15 protein-coding genes are annotated in these 17,161 nt (G+C 36.5%); 8 read left to right on the top strand and 7 right to left on the bottom strand.

Annotation, left to right across the window (positions count from 1 at the left end):
• Positions 1-80: 80 nt before the first annotated feature.
• A complete protein-coding gene (locus tag ACEYOS_RS13655; protein WP_373708060.1) occupies positions 81-377 on the bottom strand; it encodes a hypothetical protein in 297 nt (98 codons plus the stop codon).
• Positions 378-495: 118 nt separating this feature from the next.
• Between ACEYOS_RS13655 and ACEYOS_RS13650 the strand changes: the two genes are divergently transcribed.
• The 4 genes from ACEYOS_RS13650 (at position 496) to ACEYOS_RS13635 (ending at position 4,566) form a co-directional block, all read left to right on the top strand.
• Positions 496-1,053 carry an RNA polymerase sigma factor gene (locus ACEYOS_RS13650; RefSeq protein ID WP_373708061.1) on the top strand — a complete coding sequence of 186 codons (558 nt, stop codon included), beginning with the start codon at positions 496-498 and terminating at the stop codon, positions 1,051-1,053.
• A gap of 84 nt (positions 1,054-1,137) precedes the next feature.
• Complete coding sequence (gene lipA / locus ACEYOS_RS13645; RefSeq protein WP_373708062.1) at positions 1,138-2,004, top strand: lipoyl synthase; 867 nt, start codon at positions 1,138-1,140, stop codon at positions 2,002-2,004.
• 104 nt (positions 2,005-2,108) lie between these two features.
• Positions 2,109-2,945, top strand: coding sequence for a dienelactone hydrolase family protein (locus tag ACEYOS_RS13640; RefSeq protein WP_373708063.1), 837 nt, complete (start codon positions 2,109-2,111; stop codon positions 2,943-2,945).
• 328 nt (positions 2,946-3,273) lie between these two features.
• Positions 3,274-4,566, top strand: coding sequence for a T9SS type A sorting domain-containing protein (locus ACEYOS_RS13635; protein WP_373739105.1), 1,293 nt, complete (start codon positions 3,274-3,276; stop codon positions 4,564-4,566).
• 89 nt (positions 4,567-4,655) lie between these two features.
• Here ACEYOS_RS13635 and ACEYOS_RS13630 read toward each other — a convergent pair whose 3' ends face one another.
• Both ACEYOS_RS13630 and ACEYOS_RS13625 read right to left on the bottom strand, forming a co-directional pair.
• A complete protein-coding gene (locus ACEYOS_RS13630; RefSeq protein ID WP_373708065.1) occupies positions 4,656-5,132 on the bottom strand; it encodes a Dps family protein in 477 nt (158 codons plus the stop codon).
• Between the two features lie 24 nt (positions 5,133-5,156).
• On the bottom strand, positions 5,157-5,663 hold the full coding sequence (locus tag ACEYOS_RS13625; protein WP_373708066.1) for a pyridoxamine 5'-phosphate oxidase family protein: 507 nt from the start codon (positions 5,661-5,663) through the stop codon (positions 5,157-5,159).
• 264 nt (positions 5,664-5,927) lie between these two features.
• Here ACEYOS_RS13625 and ACEYOS_RS13620 point away from each other — a divergent pair, with 264 nt between their 5' ends.
• Positions 5,928-6,470 carry a lipocalin family protein gene (locus tag ACEYOS_RS13620; RefSeq protein WP_373708067.1) on the top strand — a complete coding sequence of 181 codons (543 nt, stop codon included), beginning with the start codon at positions 5,928-5,930 and terminating at the stop codon, positions 6,468-6,470.
• A 176-nt stretch (positions 6,471-6,646) separates the two neighbouring features.
• On the top strand, positions 6,647-7,900 hold the full coding sequence (locus ACEYOS_RS13615) for a CinA family nicotinamide mononucleotide deamidase-related protein (RefSeq protein ID WP_373710086.1): 1,254 nt from the start codon (positions 6,647-6,649) through the stop codon (positions 7,898-7,900).
• A 135-nt stretch (positions 7,901-8,035) separates the two neighbouring features.
• Here ACEYOS_RS13615 and pdeM read toward each other — a convergent pair whose 3' ends face one another.
• The 4 genes from pdeM to ACEYOS_RS13595 form a co-directional block, all read right to left on the bottom strand.
• Positions 8,036-8,680, bottom strand: coding sequence for a ligase-associated DNA damage response endonuclease PdeM (pdeM, locus tag ACEYOS_RS13610; RefSeq protein ID WP_373710085.1), 645 nt, complete (start codon positions 8,678-8,680; stop codon positions 8,036-8,038).
• Positions 8,677-11,130, bottom strand: coding sequence for a ligase-associated DNA damage response DEXH box helicase (locus ACEYOS_RS13605; protein ID WP_373710084.1), 2,454 nt, complete (start codon positions 11,128-11,130; stop codon positions 8,677-8,679). Before ACEYOS_RS13605 ends, pdeM begins: the two co-directional genes overlap by 4 nt.
• A 185-nt stretch (positions 11,131-11,315) precedes the next feature.
• Positions 11,316-12,896 carry an ATP-dependent DNA ligase gene (locus tag ACEYOS_RS13600; protein ID WP_373710083.1) on the bottom strand — a complete coding sequence of 527 codons (1,581 nt, stop codon included), beginning with the start codon at positions 12,894-12,896 and terminating at the stop codon, positions 11,316-11,318.
• On the bottom strand, positions 12,896-13,915 hold the full coding sequence (locus tag ACEYOS_RS13595) for a ligase-associated DNA damage response exonuclease (protein ID WP_373710082.1): 1,020 nt from the start codon (positions 13,913-13,915) through the stop codon (positions 12,896-12,898). Before ACEYOS_RS13595 ends, ACEYOS_RS13600 begins: the two co-directional genes overlap by 1 nt.
• A 220-nt stretch (positions 13,916-14,135) precedes the next feature.
• Here ACEYOS_RS13595 and ACEYOS_RS13590 point away from each other — a divergent pair, with 220 nt between their 5' ends.
• Positions 14,136-14,798, top strand: a complete 663-nt coding sequence (locus tag ACEYOS_RS13590; RefSeq protein WP_373710081.1) for a head GIN domain-containing protein — start codon at positions 14,136-14,138, stop codon at positions 14,796-14,798.
• Between the two features lie 94 nt (positions 14,799-14,892).
• Positions 14,893-16,974 carry a M13 family metallopeptidase gene (locus tag ACEYOS_RS13585; protein WP_373739104.1) on the top strand — a complete coding sequence of 694 codons (2,082 nt, stop codon included), beginning with the start codon at positions 14,893-14,895 and terminating at the stop codon, positions 16,972-16,974.
• Positions 16,975-17,161: the final 187 nt, after the last annotated feature.

Genomic DNA, 17,161 nt, shown 5'->3' with positions numbered 1-17,161 from the left:
TTTACTGAGTTATTCTTTACAACACAAAAAAAAACGGCTTCAATTGTATTGAAACCGTTTTTTTTATTTTAAAAAAATTCTTACGCTAAAAACTCGATTTCTTTATCTTTAAAATCACTGTTTTCAACAAGGCTTTGCATAGTGCTCATAATTCTTTTACGAAGTTTGGCCATGTTACGGATATTTTCATCTTCGCTATAATCAAAGATATTGTCTTCGAATGAGAAAGTATCGCCTTTTTTGAATTCAATTTTATTGTCTTTAAATTCTTTCAACAGCATTAAATTGGTCATCGTTTCCAAAAGATCATATTCCGCTTTCGCCAATTTTTTTAACGATTTTAAAACCTGTTTTTTATATTTCTTCTTCGTTTTCATAATAAATATTCTTTTAAACTTTGTCTTGCAAGGTAAGATTTTAAAATAAATTTATCAAACTAATTTGTTACCGTTTCGACTGAAGATAATAGGCCAATTTCTTACCTTTGTTTGATTCATGAAAAACACAGATCTTTTATCGCTGATTGCTTTTGCGAAAAATAAAAATCAAAAAGCACAGACTCAATTAATTAATCTTTTTTGGGTAGACGTGTTCAGTTTTGTAATGAAAAAAGTTCAGGATGAGCATGTCGCCGATGAGCTCACCGTTTCTATTTTTTCGAAAGTATTGGCAAAGCTGGATTTATTTGATCCTAACTTTCAATTTAAGACCTGGATTCTCACCATTGCACAAAATTCCATCATTGATTACTGGCGGAAAAAAGCCCGGGAAAATGAAGATTCTACAGACAACTTCGACGGATTTAAAAATCATCTGGCACTTTCTCCCGAGGAACTTTTAATTTCCGAAGAAGATCAGAAACAGATTCTGTCAATCATTGAAAGTTTAGACTCTAATTACAAAGATATTATTCAACTTCGATTTTTTGAAGAAAAGAGCATCAAAGAAATTGCAGAAGAATTAAACTTAACAGTATCAAACACGAAAGTCAGAATTATGCGTGCTAAAAAACTGCTCGCTGAATTACTTAAAAACACAGAATTCGAAGATTAAGATTTTTAATTTTTGAAGAATCATCCACACCTCAACTTTGGTAGTCAATCCAAAGTATTGTAAATTTGCTTTTTATTTTTAAAAATGAACGAAACACTTACCGATACAGTCATTCAAAAACCAAAATGGATTCGCGTGAAACTTCCGACCGGAAAAAACTACCGCGAACTTCGAACGTTGGTCGATAAATATAAACTCAACACCATTTGCCAAAGTGGAAGTTGCCCAAATATGGGCGAATGTTGGGGTGAAGGAACTGCAACGTTTATGATCCTGGGAAATATCTGTACGCGAAGCTGTGGCTTTTGTGGTGTAAAAACAGGGAAACCTTTGGATGTTAATTGGGATGAGCCAGAGAAAGTGGCGCGTTCGATTAAATTAATGAAAATTAAACATGCCGTTCTTACTTCCGTTGACCGTGACGATTTAAAAGATATGGGTTCCATTCTTTGGGCTGAAACGGTGAATGCGGTTCGTCGTATTTCTCCCAGAACAACTATGGAAACTTTGATACCGGATTTTCAGGGAATTACAAAACACATCGATCGTCTGATTGAAGTCTCACCAGAAGTAATTTCTCACAACATGGAAACTGTAAAACGCTTAACCAGAGAAGTTCGGATTCAAGCGAAATATGAACGAAGTTTAGAAGTGTTGTCTTATTTAAAAGAAGCTGGTCAAAAACGAACTAAAACTGGTTTAATGCTTGGTTTGGGTGAAGAGAACGCTGAGGTTTTTAAAACCATTGAAGACATCAGAAACGCCAACGTAGATGTAATTACTATCGGTCAATATTTACAGCCGACGAAGAAACATTTACCGGTGAAAAAATTTGTTACGCCAGAAGAATTTAATGAATTCGGCGATTTTGCGAGAAGCTTAGGTTTTCGTCACGTAGAAAGTTCTCCCTTGGTGAGAAGTTCTTACCACGCAGAAAAACATATCCATTAAATAGAAAATTTTATATAGAAATAAACGCAGCTTAAAGGTTGCGTTTATTATTTCTGTAAATCTAAATCGCTATCTTTAAAAACTTAAATTATAAATTGCTTATTATGAAAATCCTTAAAATATCCACCGTGTTGTTCTCTCTGCTTTTTGCTTTCTCTTGTCAGGAAAAAAAGACAGAAGATATAGTTAATTTAAACTCGGTAAAATCAACTTCTGGGGAACTGACTACCGAAGAGGTAAGTTATGATATTGATGGGAAAACGCACAAATCTTTCGTCGCTTATGAAGGAGCTGCAGATCAGGTAAAACCTGTAGTGATGGTTTTGCCGGAATGGTGGGGCGTAACAGAATATGCAAAAAGCAGAGCCAAGCAACTGGCTGAATTAGGTTACTTCGCAATGGTTGTCGACTATTATGGTGAGGGAAAAACAGTTGATAATCCGGATGAAGCCGCACAATTATCAGGAGAGTTTTATAAAGTTCCCATTAATGCAAGATTGAAGTTCGACAAGGCCAAAGCACAACTTCTGAAATTTGATAATGCAGATTTTAACAAAATAGCGGTGATCGGTTATTGCTTCGGTGGAGCACAAGCCTTGAACATGGCTCGTCTTCAGGATGAATTAAAAGGAGTCGTTTCTTTCCACGGAAATTTAATGACTGGAATAAAGCCTAAAAATAATGATGTTAAAATTTTAGTTTTAAATGGTGCAGCAGATACTTTCGTTCCAGCAGAAGAAATTGCAGCGTTTAAAAAAGAAATGGATTCAGCGAAAATAGATTATAAGTTCATCGATTATCCAAACGCACTTCATTCATTTACCAATCCTGAAGCAACTGCAATTGGAGAAAAGTATAAAATGAAAGTTGCTTATAATAAAGAAGCAGATGTGAAATCATGGAATGATATGAAAGCTTTTCTAACGGAAGTTTTTAAATAAAAATTCTTTTACAGATTATATTAATTCCTTTTCTTAACCGAAAGGGAATTTTTGTTTCCAATCAAAACCTATCAGCCGCGGTATAATCACAGCTCTTTTTTATTTAGTCAAGTTCTTTTTTTAAAGGAATAGATTGGAAAGAGCCTTCTTAAATAAATTTCACTACTTGTTTTGAAATGCGGTTAAAAATTTAAGTCAATTTTAATTCGTTGACTAGGCGTTATTTATCACTTTTATATTTTCGCTTTTCGTGAATTTTGCAAGTCAAAAACTTCATCTGTTATAGTAGAGCAGGTATATTTGTTTCCAATTAATCAAATAAAATATTATGAAAAAATTCTACACCTTAGCAATAGGGGTTTGTGCCTTATCCTCAGCAAATGCTCAAGTGAGCGATCTTGGTAGTTATGTTCAGGTAACCGACGTTTCTAATAATGGGATCGCAGTTGGAAACGTTTTTGGAAGTGCCATATTTATGAGGTCTGAAGCGAATAGCGGAACTTTATTAGGTGAATCTGGAGACAGCGGAGTTTCGGGTAATGCGAATATATCTGCAGACGGATCTGTGATCTCAATGGCTTTGCCCAATGCCGCAAATCAAAATAAAGAAGAAGCCCTTTTATATACAGTGGCAAATGAATCATATAAATTTTTAGGATACCTTGGGGTCTCGTCTGGTGCCGATACTTCTTCTCCATGGGGAATGTCTGCGAATGGAAAAAACATCGTAGGTTTTGCGTGGAATACTTCTTCGAAAGGGGAAGCTGTTTATTGGAAAGAAGGAACCTCGATCGTAGGTTTGGGAAGTACAGTGGCAACGAGAAGTTCCCGTGCTAACGACGTCAATGCAGACGGTACGGTTATCACTGGTTGGCAGGATGCAATTAATGGGGTGCGCCAAGGAGTGATCTGGAGAAACGGAGTACAGGAATTTTTGAGAGATGATCAGGGTATAATTTTAGGTGAAGCAGTAGCAATTAGTGGCGACGGTAAAACTACTTGTGGTTCTACGATTGGAAGTGGTATCGGATATATTTGGAATGAAACCGATGGAACAACTTTTATAACCAGTGATAATCCAGATTATATTACCAATGTAACCGCTATTTCAGATGATGGCACCATGGCAATTGGTTTGTCTTTTGATCCTACCCAAAGTATTCTATTGGGAGAAGGGTTTGTTTGGACCAAAGCAGGAGGTAAAGTAAAGCTTGATGATTATGTTGCAGGCTTAAATTATAATAATCTGGGAATAACTTTCTCCGTACCAACTGGAATTTCACCAGACGGAAAGTTCATCGGCGGAATCGGTGTTAATTTTGGAGAAGGTGATGCAAAAGGATTTCTTATCAAACTTCCGGGAGCTAATTTAGGATCTCAGGAAGTCGTTAAATCAGATAAAATAAGTGTTTATCCAAATCCTGTAAGAGATGTCGTTACTATTAAATCTTCCGATAAAATAGAATTTGCAGAAGTTTACAGTACTTCGGGACAATTGGTTTTCTCTTCAAAGAATGTTGTTGAAAATAAGATTAATCTTTCTGTTCTGACCAAAGGAGTTTATATACTTAAAGTAAAAACAAATAAAGGGCTTCAAACGATAAAGTTAATGAAGAACTAAACAGCACTCCTTCGAGTACTATTCCTTAAATGTAAAAAAAGTCCCTGTCGAATTCGATAGGGACTTTTGATTGTAATAAAGACGACCAATTAGTCTTTGAAATATTTTCTCAGTTTCCAGGCCATTTTTTCGTGCTCTTGCATCAATCCGTTTAAGAAATCTGCAGTACCAGCGTCTTTATGATCTTCTTCCACTTTATCAAGATTCTCTCTTAGTGATTTTACGATCGATTCGTGATCGCCCACTAATTCTTTCAGCATGCCTTGAGTGTCAGGTACTTTTCCAGGAGTTTCTTTCAACTGAGATTCTTTCGCGAATTCAGTAGTAGTACCGATCGCCGTTCCACCCAAAGTTGCAATTCTTTCCGCAACTTCATCGGCTGCTTCTGCTATTGCATCGTATTGATCTTCAAATAGTAGGTGTAATTCCATAAAATTATCTCCTGATAAATTCCAGTGGAATTTTCTCATTTTGATATAGAGTATATTGCCGTCAGCCAAAACTTTATTTAAGATTTTGTGTACTGCGGTAAGATCTTTTTGTGCTATTCCTAAGTCTGGTTTCATATTTTAATTTTTAATGTGTTAATATTATACATGTAAATTTCCTTCTCTTCCATCATCGTTGTCAGATTTCTGTCCAGTGACTGCTGCGGTCGCAAAGTGAAGCATGGATACGAACTTGCCAACTTTAGGCTCCCAATAATACGTTTCTTCTGGCGTTACTCTAATAACGGAAACGTTTGGATCTTCGGAACCATCGAACCAGGCATTGGCCAATGGTGTCCATTTATCTTCTATCGTTGACCTATCGTTATAAATAAAAGCTTTGCCTAAAATAGAAAGGTATTCAGAATCACCATTGTTCATAAAATAAAGTTGAACCCGGTTATCTTCTTTTATTTCGAAATTTTTGTGACTTTGCTCGCTGCTCAAAAACCATAAGTTTCCTTCTTCATCCGTTTCTTTCAGACTCATCGGTCTCGACGCATTCGGAAGTGAATCTAAATCTGTACAGAACATGCAAACCCTTGCACTTTCGGATAGTTTCTTTAAAGTTTCTATAGCTTCTTTTTGACTTAAATTTTCAGTTGACATAAATTTGAATTTTTTTAATGTTAAGAAAGTCATTCCTCAGAATTGAGAGAATCGAATTTTCATTTGCCCCAATATAGATTCAAAAACTAAACCACATTCTATTAAAATTAATTTTAAAATGTTAAAAATTTCTTAAAACTCTTTATTTCATAATTTTTGAGTGTTTTATTTATTGATTTAATAGTGCGGCGTAGTTTTTGTTTCTGGGGAAGCATTAAAATTCACACGCCCATTATTTCAAATGTGTTTCTTAAAAAATAAATCATGATCAATCTTAAAAAAATAGCAATACCAGTGGCAGTCGGACTTTTTGGACTCGCTTTATTAAGTTCTTGTGCCGTCGGAGTTCCGAAAGGTGCAACAGCAGTTCAAAATTTTGACTCCCAAAAATATTTAGGAAAATGGTATGAAATTGCACGCTTTGATTTTCGCTTCGAAAAGAATTTGAATAACGTGACCGCTACTTACTCCATGAAAGACAACGGAAATATTAAGGTAGACAACAAAGGTTATGATTACGTAAAAGATAAATGGAAGGAAAGTATTGGTGAAGCCAAGTTCGTGAAAAATAAAAATATTGCCGAATTAAAAGTCTCTTTCTTCAAACCTATATGGGCAAGTTACAACGTTATCGACATCGATGAGGATTACAAATATGCTTTGGTCGCCGGTAATAATCTGGATTATCTGTGGATTCTTTCCCGTGAGAAAATAATTCCAGCCGAGTACAGAGAGCGGTTTTTAGCAAAAGCGAAAAGTATTGGTTACAACACCGATCAATTAATTTGGGTGGAACACGATAAATAAAATTTTGATTCTTTGGGCAACAATTTCCGCCTACCATTCCCGCTTTTTTGTTCCACTTCGTTTCACAAAAAGAGCTCCATTAAAGTCGGGTTGCAATGGGTTCTTTTTTACAAATACTGAAGTTAATTTCACTTGCTGGAATAAAATTCAGTATTTTTATATCCTTAAATTCTTTTATGAAAGCAGTCCTCATTACCATCGGCGACGAAATCCTGTCTGGAAATACCGTAGATACCAATTCAAATTTTATTGCCACCGAACTCAAGAAGATCGGAATTCCAGTCGTTCAGATTCTCACCATTTCAGATGAAATCGAAGCGATTAAAAAAGGTTTAACTTCTGCTTTTGAGTTAGGAGATTTGATTATCGCCACCGGCGGACTTGGTCCAACTAAAGATGATAAAACCAAAATCGCTTTCAAAGAATTTTTCAAAGATGAAATTGTTTTGGACCCAACGACCTTCGAACATTTACGGCAATTATTCGAAAAGAGAAATCGCGGACATCTACTGGCGTTGAATAAACCACAGGCCGAAGTTTTGAGCAAAGCCTTTATTTTCCAAAACGAAAACGGAAGCGCACCTTGCCAAATGATTCAGGAAAATGGAAAGATCGTAATTTCACTTCCTGGTGTTCCTTTTGAAGTCAAGCCTTTAATAAAGGATAAGATCATCCCTTTTTTGGCGAAAAAATTTAGTTTAAATCACATTGTCACCCAGACTATTTCTGTGGTCGGAATACCGGAAAGTTTGTTATCTGATCAAATCGAATCCTGGGAATTGGCTTTACCAAAAAACATTTCACTTTCTTATCTTCCTGTTGGCAATCGTATAAAACTGCGGTTAACTTCTCAGGGAAAATCCAAAGAAGAGCTGGAGCAAAGAATAGAAAATGAAGCTCAGAAATTAAAACCTTTAATTGGAGAAAATGTTATTTCCTGGAATGGCGATAATATTCAAGACATTCTAAAAGAAATTTTAGATGAAAAGAAATTGACGGTGTCAACTGCTGAAAGTTGTACCGGTGGCGAACTTTCAAGAATACTCACTTCAATTTCGGGAAGTTCTACTTATTTTTCAGGAGGAATAGTTGCTTACGATTATCAGAAAAAAATAGAAATTCTCGGCGTTTCAAAAGAAACCATAAAAGAAAAAACGGCCGTGTCAGAAGAGGTTGCACAGGAAATGAGTTTGGGTGGACAACAATTATTTAAGACCAATATATCACTTTCAACAACTGGAGTTGCGGGACCAAGATCAGATGAGTTTAATAATGAGATCGGAACCGTATTTTATTCAATACGCGTGAATGATTTTGAAAAAACCAATCGATTGCATCTTCCGCATTTTGAAAGAAATGATTTCGTCAATTTTGTTTCACAACGGGTTTTACAGGATTTGGTTGAAATTTTAATACGCGAAAAGTATTAGTTCTTTGACCACAGAAGTCACAAGGAAATTCTTTGATTATTTAAATCGGAAAACGAAAACTCGATTATTTTTTTTTGTGAACTTTGATAGCAGATTTTTTGAACTTCAACTTTTGTGACTTTTGTGGTTTCAAATTTAAAGTTCAAAAATAAGATCATCGTTAAAAGCAATACAATCAAAGTCCTCGCATGATTTAGTATCCAAACCCGTAAACTCACTGAAGGCTGGAAGAATCAATTGATTGTCAGAGACTCTGAAACAAGGCAATCGAACCGTTTTTCTTTTTTCTAATTTCACCGTAACTCCTGGATGAAGATGTCCTGAAATCGAAAATTGATTTTCGGAATCGATAGGTTCGTGGATAAAAGTAAAAGGATCCAATTTTAAAAAATCATTAAAAATCGTGATATCTAAATGCTTCAGGAAATCTGCTTTATGAATATCGTGGTTCCCTTTAATTAAAATGATCTTTAAAGTTAAATTCTTCGAACGCCACGCTTCGAAAATTTCGAAATCTTTATTTTTTCCAGCGTGTAGAAAATCGCCCACAATTAATAATTGTTCTGCATCAAAATTTTCAATCAAAACTGCTAATCGTTTTAAATCTTTTTCCAATATATCAGACGGAATCGGAATTCCATTTTTCCTAAAGTAAGCCGTTTTTCCAATATGCAGATCACTGATAATGATGGCTTTTTGTTCGTGCCAAAATAAAGCGCGTTGATTGGTGAAGACAAGGGTTTGGTTTTGGATTGTTTTTTCTAATGTCTGCAACGTCATTTTTTCATTTTCTTTTTCATGGCTTCCACTTTCATGCGTAGAATTCGGGCTTTTAAATCTTCGCTACTTAAACTTTGACGCAAACTGTCCACTTTGATAGGGAAACTTAAGGGTGTAAAGGTATTTGAATTTTTAATAATAATTTCACTTTGATGGATTCTATTAAAGGCTTCTACCAATCTCGCTTCGTCAATTTGTTGAAAAAATACTTCCGAATAAGCCTGCTTTAATAATAAGTTTTCAGGATCGTAATCTTCCAAAACATTAAATATTAATCCTGATGAGGATTGTAAATTTTTATTATTTTTCTGTTGTCCAGGATAAGTTCGAATCACCATTCCGGAAATGACGGCGATATCACGAAATTTCCTTCTTGCCATTTCGGTGGAATTGACAGAAGCCATCACATCGCGAATTAGATTTTCTTTGGACAAAATTTCATGAATGTTTTCTTCAGTTAAAGGGATTTCCAGTTTTGAAAATAATTCAAAACCATAATCATTCATTGCAATTGAAAAGGAGATCGGCGAAATACGGGAAATGCGATAGGCGATGAGTGCCGACATTACTTCATGAATCAATCTTCCTTCAAACGGATACATAAATAAATGATGACCTTCACGCGTTTTGATGCGTTCAACCAAAAACTCATTTTCACTTGGAATATGTGAATTTTCCTGCTGGCTGATCAAAAGCGGATGTAAAAACCGCAATTCTTTTTCGGAAGATTTTGCATGGAGCGACTCCGATAATTTTTGTCTTAAAAAACCGCTTAAATAAGAGGACAAAGGCAATCTACCACCCAAATAACTGGGCACAATTCCCTTACCACTGGAGTTTCGAACATAGACCGTCATTTCTTTAACATGAGAAACTTCAAGTACTCTTCCGGCTAAAACAAACTTGTCGTTCTTCTTTAATTTTGAAATAAAATATTCTTCGATCATGCCGACATATCCACCAGAAAAAAACTTCACTTTCAACATCGAATCACTTACAATGGCGCCGATGTTCATTCGATGCAACATCGCAATTCGGCGAGAAGTGACTTTGTATAAATCATTTTCGATGACGACTTTATGGTACTCTTCGTAGTTTTTTAATTTCCCGCCAACGGTAATGAAAGTCAAAATCCAGGTCCATTCTTCTGAGGATAATTCCCTAAAAGCGTTTGTCGAAGTAATTTGCTGATACGTTTCTTTTTCATTAAATCCATCTCCAACCGCCAATGTCAGTACAAATTGCAGCAACATATCATAACATAAAACTAAAGGTTCGCGAGGTTCAATTTTATTTTGTTTGACGGCTTCTTTCAGTGCTGCGACTTCAATCAGTTCTAGAGAATGCGTTGGTACAAAATATATTTTTGAGGTTTCAAAAGGCGAGTGTCCACTTCGTCCGGCTCGTTGTAGAAATCGCGCGATTCCTTTGCTGGATCCAATTTGAATCACGGTATCAACTGGTTTAAAATCAACTCCTAAATCTAATGATGAGGTTGAAATCACGGCTTTTAAATAACCGGAAGATAAATTTTCCTCGATCCAAATTCGAATATCTTTATCGACCGAACTGTGATGAATCGCAATTTGTCCGGCAAAATCTGGATGGGTATTCAGCAAAACCTGATACCACATTTCGGCCTGACTTCGAGTGTTGGTAAAAACCAAAGTGGTTTGACTTTCCAAGATAATTGGAATAATTTTATCGACAAGTTTGGTTCCTAAATGTCCCGCCCACGGCAAAACTTCAACATCATCCGGGAAAACAGATTTGATTTCGATCTTCTTTTTTTCCTTCGCAACGATTTTTGTTTTCTTAATATCATACGGAATCAGCACCTCCATTGCTTCCTCCAAATTTCCGATGGTTGCAGTGATTCCCCAGATTCGTAATTTTTTCTGGTAACTAAAAATTCTTGATACGGCGAGTTCTGTCATCACGCCACGTTTGGAACTGAGCAATTCATGCCACTCATCGACCACGATGCATTGTAATTTATTGAAGAACTTCTGATGTTGTTTTTGAGCGAGTAATAAATGCAGACTTTCTGGAGTGATGATTAAAATGTCGGGCATTTTTTTCGTCTGTTTGGCGCGAATATTCTTTGGCGTGTCTCCATTTCGAACCGAAACTTCCCAATCCAACCCAATTTCGTCCAAAGCTTCACTCATGGCTTTTGCAATATCCTTTGCCAGGGCTCGAAGTGGGGTGATCCACAACAGTTTCATTCCAGGTTTGTAATTTTCCGGATGATTCATGTAATCGATTACGACCGCTAAAAAGACAGAAAATGTTTTCCCGAAACCTGTGGGCGCGATAACCATTCCCGAATAATTATTGGAAAATTTGAACCAGGTTTCTGACTGAAAACTAAAAGGTTCTCGGTCTTTTTCATCCATCCATTTTTTGATGATTTGATATCCGGTAGAATTTAGAAACTTTTCGGTCATTGAAATTTTTAAATATTTTAAACACTAATAACACAAATGATTTCACGAATATCACTAATGAATATTATAATATGAAATTATTATTTAAAAGATAATTGCAATATGCTTTTGCTCTTTTGATTAAATTAAGAAGTAAAACTTTTGCGACTTCTGCCTGTCGGCAGACAGGTTTTCGGTTTTTAGAATTAAGTGATTAACTTTTTAATTTCTTCAAGTTCATCAATTTCTTCGACCGTTTTATCGCGACGCCACCGCACAATTCTAGGGAATCTCAAAGCAACACCACTTTTATGACGACTGCTAAAACCAATTCCTTCAAAAGCGATTTCAAAAACCAATTCTGGTTTTACCGTTCTCACGGGTCCGAATTTTTCAATCGCATTTTTATTCACAAACTTACTGACTTCCATGATTTCTTTATCAGTCAATCCAGAATAGGCTTTTGCAATCGTTACTAATTTATCTTCGTTTTTAACGGCAAAAGTATAATCAGTGTAATAATTACTTCTTCGACCAGAACCTTTCTGAGCATAAATTAAAACAGCATCAATTGTCAGCGGACTCACTTTCCATTTCCACCAATCGCCTTTTTTTCGGCCGGCGTGATAGTGAGAATTATTTTCCTTCAACATTAATCCTTCTGAATTATTATCTCGTGAATTTTCCCGAATTGCGGCTAAACCTTCCCATGTTTCTGCGGTAACAATTTCTGAAATTCTAATTCTGTCGACGGGAGAATTTTCAATTAAACCTTCTAAAAGCAGGCGTCTTTCAGATAAAGGTTTTTCTCGTAAATCTTCAAATTCCAACTCTAAAATGTCGTAAACAAAAATATGAACCGGAAGTTCTTCCAGCATTTTTTTCGGAATTGTTTTTCGATTTAAACGTTTTTGAAGTTCATTAAAATTAAGAACTTTGTCTTCTTTAACGACGAGGATTTCTCCATCAATGGCAAAATTTCCTTCTACTTCTTTTAAAGCAGAAACAATTTCCGGAAACTGCTCGGTGACTAATTCTTCGCCGCGAGACCAAATAAATATTTCGTCATTTCTTTTAATAAACTGTCCACGAATTCCGTCCCATTTAAATTCGGCCTGCCAATTTTTTCGGTCGCCCAAATCCTGCGTTTCCTTTTCTAAAGGATAAGCCAGACAGAATGGATAAGGTTTGGAGGCATCAGGATTAATATTGGTTCCCTGAATCAGATCTTCGAAATTCTCTTCTTCCATTTTCCATTTTCCCATAATGGAATGCATCAGAATATTTCCATCAACACCAGAAAATTTGGAAAGTGCATTGATCAATAATTTTTTGGAAACACCGATGCGGAAACTTCCGCCAATTAATTTATTAAAAATGAAACGTTCGACATGATTTAAGCCGTTCCAGGATTCCAGAACGTATTTCTTCTTCTCTTCATCGGTCTGATCTTTTAGGGCAATTAATTCGGTCATCCATTGCGTTAAAGATTTATCGATTTGATTTTCAGCATTGGGAAGGATCAACGATAAAGTTTCGCCTAAATCCCCAACTGACGAATAGGATTCTATAAAAAGCCATTCCGGAAGTTGCGTAATTTCTAAAGCCCATTGTTTTAAAAGATTGGTATTGACCGGTCTTTTCGGACGCTTACCCGTAAACAAAGCCAAAAACCACAACTTGTCACTATCATCTGCGGTTAGCAGATAAGCGACCATTGCATCTACTTTCGCAGTGGTTTTGTTGGTGCTGTCGAGCGCATTGATGAGGGATGCAAAATCTTTCATTAGTTTTCTATCAGTTCTTTTTCCGTAGTTTCTTCATCGCCGAAAATAGTTTTTAATTCTACGGCGTTGATTCCAATTTCGTTTAAATATTTGGAAAAAACGGCGGTTTGTCCGTGTGTTACATATACTTTTTCGGCTTCGGTCGCTTTTACCGTTTCGATCAATCCAGTCCAGTCGGCATGATCTGAAATAGCAAAGCCCGCATCTGCAGACCGCCAACGGCGGGAACCGCGAACCTGCATCCAGCCGGAACAAATTGCCGTGGCCCGGTTTGGGATCTTTTTAATAATATTAGAATCAAATAAAGCTGGCGGCAAGATCACAATTTCACCATCAGCGTGTTTTACACTTTCCTGAAAATCCAACGTTTCATATTCCGGTAAATTAATTCCGACGGACTCCATTCCTTCATTGAGTTTTCCAATAGAACGATGGACAAAAATTTTTCCGCTTCCTTCGACAGACTTCATAATCCTTTGGGCTTTTCCTAAAGAGTAACCGATAAAGACCGATGTTTTTCCATTCTCTTTATTCTGTTGAACCCATGATTGCATTAATTCTGCATATTCCTGAGGCTTTAACCAATGATAGATAGGCAAGCCAAAAGTACTTTCTGTAATAAATTCATTGCATTTCACCAATTCAAAAGGCGTTGATAAACCGTCGTCATCTGTTTTGTAATCTCCAGAAAACACTATGACATATCCTTTGTATTCCATTCTGATCTGTGCAGAACCAATGATATGTCCTGCAGGAAACATAGAAACTTTAACGCCATTGATCACAATTTCTTCAGCATAGCCAATCGTTTGAACCTCGATATCAGGTCCAATACGATGCAGTAAAATAGGTTTGGTAAAGTGATGACAAAGATATTTTTTCATTCCCCAGCGGGCATGATCGCCATGTCCATGGGAAATTACAGCGAGGTCAACAGGTTTCCACGGATCAATATAAAATTTACCGGGTATGCAGTAAATCCCTTTGTCTGTCAGTTTGATGAATGTCTTTGATTTCATAAAAATGGAGAAAATGTCTTTTATTGAGAAGTCGCTAATGGTATTCAAATATTACACCTTTCTTTGAATTTTGGTAAGATTTTAGACTAGTTTATCAATTAATGAAAGATTTTCAATTTAGAAAAAAGAATTATTATTGAAATAAAATACCGTTTAAAGTTTTGTTAGTGGAAAACAAAAAGGTAAAAATAACGTTGTGTACATTAAAATAAAATTAAAAATGAGAAAAATAGCAGTAGGTTTGATGCTTGTTGGATTTCAGTGGTCTTTCGCACAGATTTCGCGAAAGGTGGGTGAATTTTCTAATCTGAAAGTGTATGATATAATTACGGTCACCATCATTCCGAGTAATGAAAATAGGATAGAAAGTAATTCTGACGACGCAAGTCTGGAAACGGTCAATAAAAATGGAGAACTGAAGATCAGAATGTCCGCAGTAAAAACCTTGCAAGGAGATCAGGTTTCTGTAAAAGTGTATTACCAAAATATTAATGATATTCAGGCGAGTCAAGGGTCAATAGTCAGTTCGAATGAAACGTTGAAAGCGAGAATGCTGACTTTAACTTCCAATGAAGGGTCTAAAATAAATTTAGATGTCGATACTGGAAAGTTGAATATTAAAACCAATTCTGGCGGTGAAATTACGGTAAAAGGAAATGCCGACAACCAAGACATCATCGTGACTTCAGGTGGAAAGTTTTACGGTCAAAATTTAGATTCGCAAAGTGCAACGGTTTCAACAACTGCTGGTGGAGTTGCAGATATTTTCGCTTCAGAATCAGTAGATGCTAAAACCAGAGCTGGCGGGATCATCAATGTGTATGGTGATCCAGACGAACGGAAGTTTAAAAATGTCATTGGCGGAAAAATCATTTTTAAATAAATAACTTAAAGTCATTCACTAAGAATGGCTTTTTTATTTGAATTAATTGTAACAAATAAAAAAAAATTCAGACTAAATAAGAAAGTAATTCTTAATGAAAAATATAAATATTGGCATTCTGGCGTTTGCTGGAATTATTGCCCTTAATTCTTGTGCTTCTAAAGTTACAACAACTCAGGAGCCCGAAGCTACACCACTCGAAACAGTGAAATCAATTGTTGAGAACGGACTTGATTTTACAGCCTTCGACAAATCGATTCGTCCACAGGATAATTTCTATGACTTTGTCAATGGATCGTGGATGAAAACTGCGAAAATCCCTGCCGACAAATCGACTTGGGGTTCTTTTAATAAATTGGCAGAAGACACGGATAACAACTCGATGACCATCCTGCATTCCCTGTTGAATGACAAATTCGCACCAGGAAGTGAAGGCAAGAAGATCCAGGATCTTTACGCTACTTACATGGATATGAGTAAAAGAAATGCCGATGGACTTTCACCTATAAAATCTGATTTAGCCAAAATTGACGGTATAAAATCACTAACCGATTTACAAAATTATTTGATTGAAGCGACCAAAAGCGGAGAGAATCCTTTTTATTCCTGGAGTGTATTTTCAGATCTGAAAGATTCGAAAATGAACGCCATTTATTTAGGAGATGCGAGTCTGGGATTAGGTCGTGATTATTACCAAAAAGTAAATCCTAAGAATACTGAAACGGTATCGAAATATACAGAATACGTTTCTTCCATGTTGGATGTTTTAGGATATAAAAATTCAAAAGCAACCGCTCAGAATATTGTCAATTTCGAGAAAAGTATTGCGCAAACTTACCTAACGAATGAGCAGGTCCGGGATGCTACTTTACAGTACAATCCACGCACAATGCCCGAACTTTCGAAGTTGGTGAAGAATGTTGACCTGCCGAAATATCTTACTGCAGCTGGTGTAAATACGGATCGTGCCATCATTGGAGAACTAAAATATTATCAGAATTTAGACAAATTCATCAACGCAAAAAATCTTCCTTTGATCAAAGATTACATGAAGTTTCATTTGCTTTCCGGTAGCGCAAGTTACCTTTCCAAGGATTTAGATGATCTTAAATTTGCTTTTTATGGTAAATATTTAAGAGGTCAGGATGTTCAAAGAGCACAGGACAAAAGAGGATTTGAGTTGATCAACGGATCTCTAGGAGAAGCTTTCGGAAAATTATATGTTGAGAAATATTTCCCGGCAGAAGCGAAATCTCAAATGGTAGAATTAATTGGCTATCTGAAAAAAAGTTTCGGACAGCATATTGATAATCTGACCTGGATGTCGCCCGTTACCAAAGAGAAAGCGCTTAATAAACTGAACAAGTTCACTGTAAAAGTGGCTTATCCGGATAAATGGAAAGATTATTCTCAATTGACCGTAGATTCTAAAGAGAACGGCGGAACTTTATATAAAAACCTTCAAAATGTAACTGCTTGGCAATATGGGAAAGAATTAGAAAAAGTAGGACAACCAGTTGATCGTACAGAATGGGGAATGACGCCACAAACCGTGAATGCTTATTACAATCCGGTGAACAACGAGATCGTTTTTCCAGCCGCGATCTTACAGCCGCCATTCTTTAATCCAAATGCCGATGCCGCCATTAATTTTGGTGGAATTGGTGCCGTGATCGGTCACGAAATGACCCATGGTTTTGATGATTCCGGAGCACAGTTTGATGCCGACGGAAATTTGGTAGACTGGTGGACGCCAGAAGATAAAGCCAATTTCGAAAAAGCGACCAAAGCTCTTGCTGCACAGTATGACAAATACGAACCTGTAAAAGGGACTTTCGTCAACGGCGCCTTTACCAACGGAGAAAATATCGCCGATCTTGGTGGAGTAAATATTGCGTATGATGCTTTACAAATGTATTTAAAAGACCACGGCAATCCAGGAGAAATCAGTGGTTACACCCAAGATCAGCGATTCTTCCTGAGCTGGGCAACGGTTTGGAGAACCCTTCAAAAAGAAGCCGCTTTGGTGAATCAAATTAAAACTGATGAACATTCGCCGGGCTTATACCGCGCCTTTGGTCCACTTGTAAACACGGATGCTTTCTACAAAGCGTTCGATGTGAAGGAAGGTGATCAACTCTATAAAAAACCAGAAGACAGAGTTAAAATCTGGTAAACGGTTTGGATGAATTCGTTATAAAATCGCCCAATTATTCTTGGGTGATTTTTTATAGCGTAACCTGCATTCGGGAAATTCGTCTCGTTTTCTTAACGAGACCATTTTCCCTCATTCAGGTCGGGCTTTCCACTATACCTGCCTGCCGGCAGGCAGGTCTTTTTTGCCTTGGCAAAATCCATCGTTA

The sequence above is a fragment of the Kaistella sp. genome, from assembly GCF_041824135.1.
Classification (GTDB): Bacteria; Bacteroidota; Bacteroidia; order Flavobacteriales; family Weeksellaceae; genus Kaistella.
The sequence above is the reverse complement of the archived record's forward strand: the minus strand, read 5'-3'. Positions and strand labels throughout refer to the sequence as shown.

Excerpts from the sequence above, each read along its gene's own strand:
- pdeM (WP_373710085.1), bottom strand. The coding sequence starts at position 8,680 with ATGACGTTGCAGACATTAGAAAAAACAATCCAAAACCAAACCCTTGTC.
- ACEYOS_RS13625 (WP_373708066.1), bottom strand. The coding sequence starts at position 5,663 with ATGTCAACTGAAAATTTAAGTCAAAAAGAAGCTATAGAAACTTTAAAG.
- lipA (WP_373708062.1), top strand. The coding sequence starts at position 1,138 with ATGAACGAAACACTTACCGATACAGTCATTCAAAAACCAAAATGGATT.
- ACEYOS_RS13650 (WP_373708061.1), top strand. The coding sequence starts at position 496 with ATGAAAAACACAGATCTTTTATCGCTGATTGCTTTTGCGAAAAATAAA.
- ACEYOS_RS13600 (WP_373710083.1), bottom strand. The coding sequence starts at position 12,896 with ATGAAAGATTTTGCATCCCTCATCAATGCGCTCGACAGCACCAACAAA.
- ACEYOS_RS13630 (WP_373708065.1), bottom strand. The coding sequence starts at position 5,132 with ATGAAACCAGACTTAGGAATAGCACAAAAAGATCTTACCGCAGTACAC.
- ACEYOS_RS13615 (WP_373710086.1), top strand. The coding sequence starts at position 6,647 with ATGAAAGCAGTCCTCATTACCATCGGCGACGAAATCCTGTCTGGAAAT.
- ACEYOS_RS13620 (WP_373708067.1), top strand. The coding sequence starts at position 5,928 with ATGATCAATCTTAAAAAAATAGCAATACCAGTGGCAGTCGGACTTTTT.
- ACEYOS_RS13595 (WP_373710082.1), bottom strand. The coding sequence starts at position 13,915 with ATGAAATCAAAGACATTCATCAAACTGACAGACAAAGGGATTTACTGC.
- ACEYOS_RS13605 (WP_373710084.1), bottom strand. The coding sequence starts at position 11,130 with ATGACCGAAAAGTTTCTAAATTCTACCGGATATCAAATCATCAAAAAA.
- ACEYOS_RS13640 (WP_373708063.1), top strand. The coding sequence starts at position 2,109 with ATGAAAATCCTTAAAATATCCACCGTGTTGTTCTCTCTGCTTTTTGCT.
- ACEYOS_RS13655 (WP_373708060.1), bottom strand. The coding sequence starts at position 377 with ATGAAAACGAAGAAGAAATATAAAAAACAGGTTTTAAAATCGTTAAAA.
- ACEYOS_RS13590 (WP_373710081.1), top strand. The coding sequence starts at position 14,136 with ATGAGAAAAATAGCAGTAGGTTTGATGCTTGTTGGATTTCAGTGGTCT.
- ACEYOS_RS13635 (WP_373739105.1), top strand. The coding sequence starts at position 3,274 with ATGAAAAAATTCTACACCTTAGCAATAGGGGTTTGTGCCTTATCCTCA.
- ACEYOS_RS13585 (WP_373739104.1), top strand. The coding sequence starts at position 14,893 with ATGAAAAATATAAATATTGGCATTCTGGCGTTTGCTGGAATTATTGCC.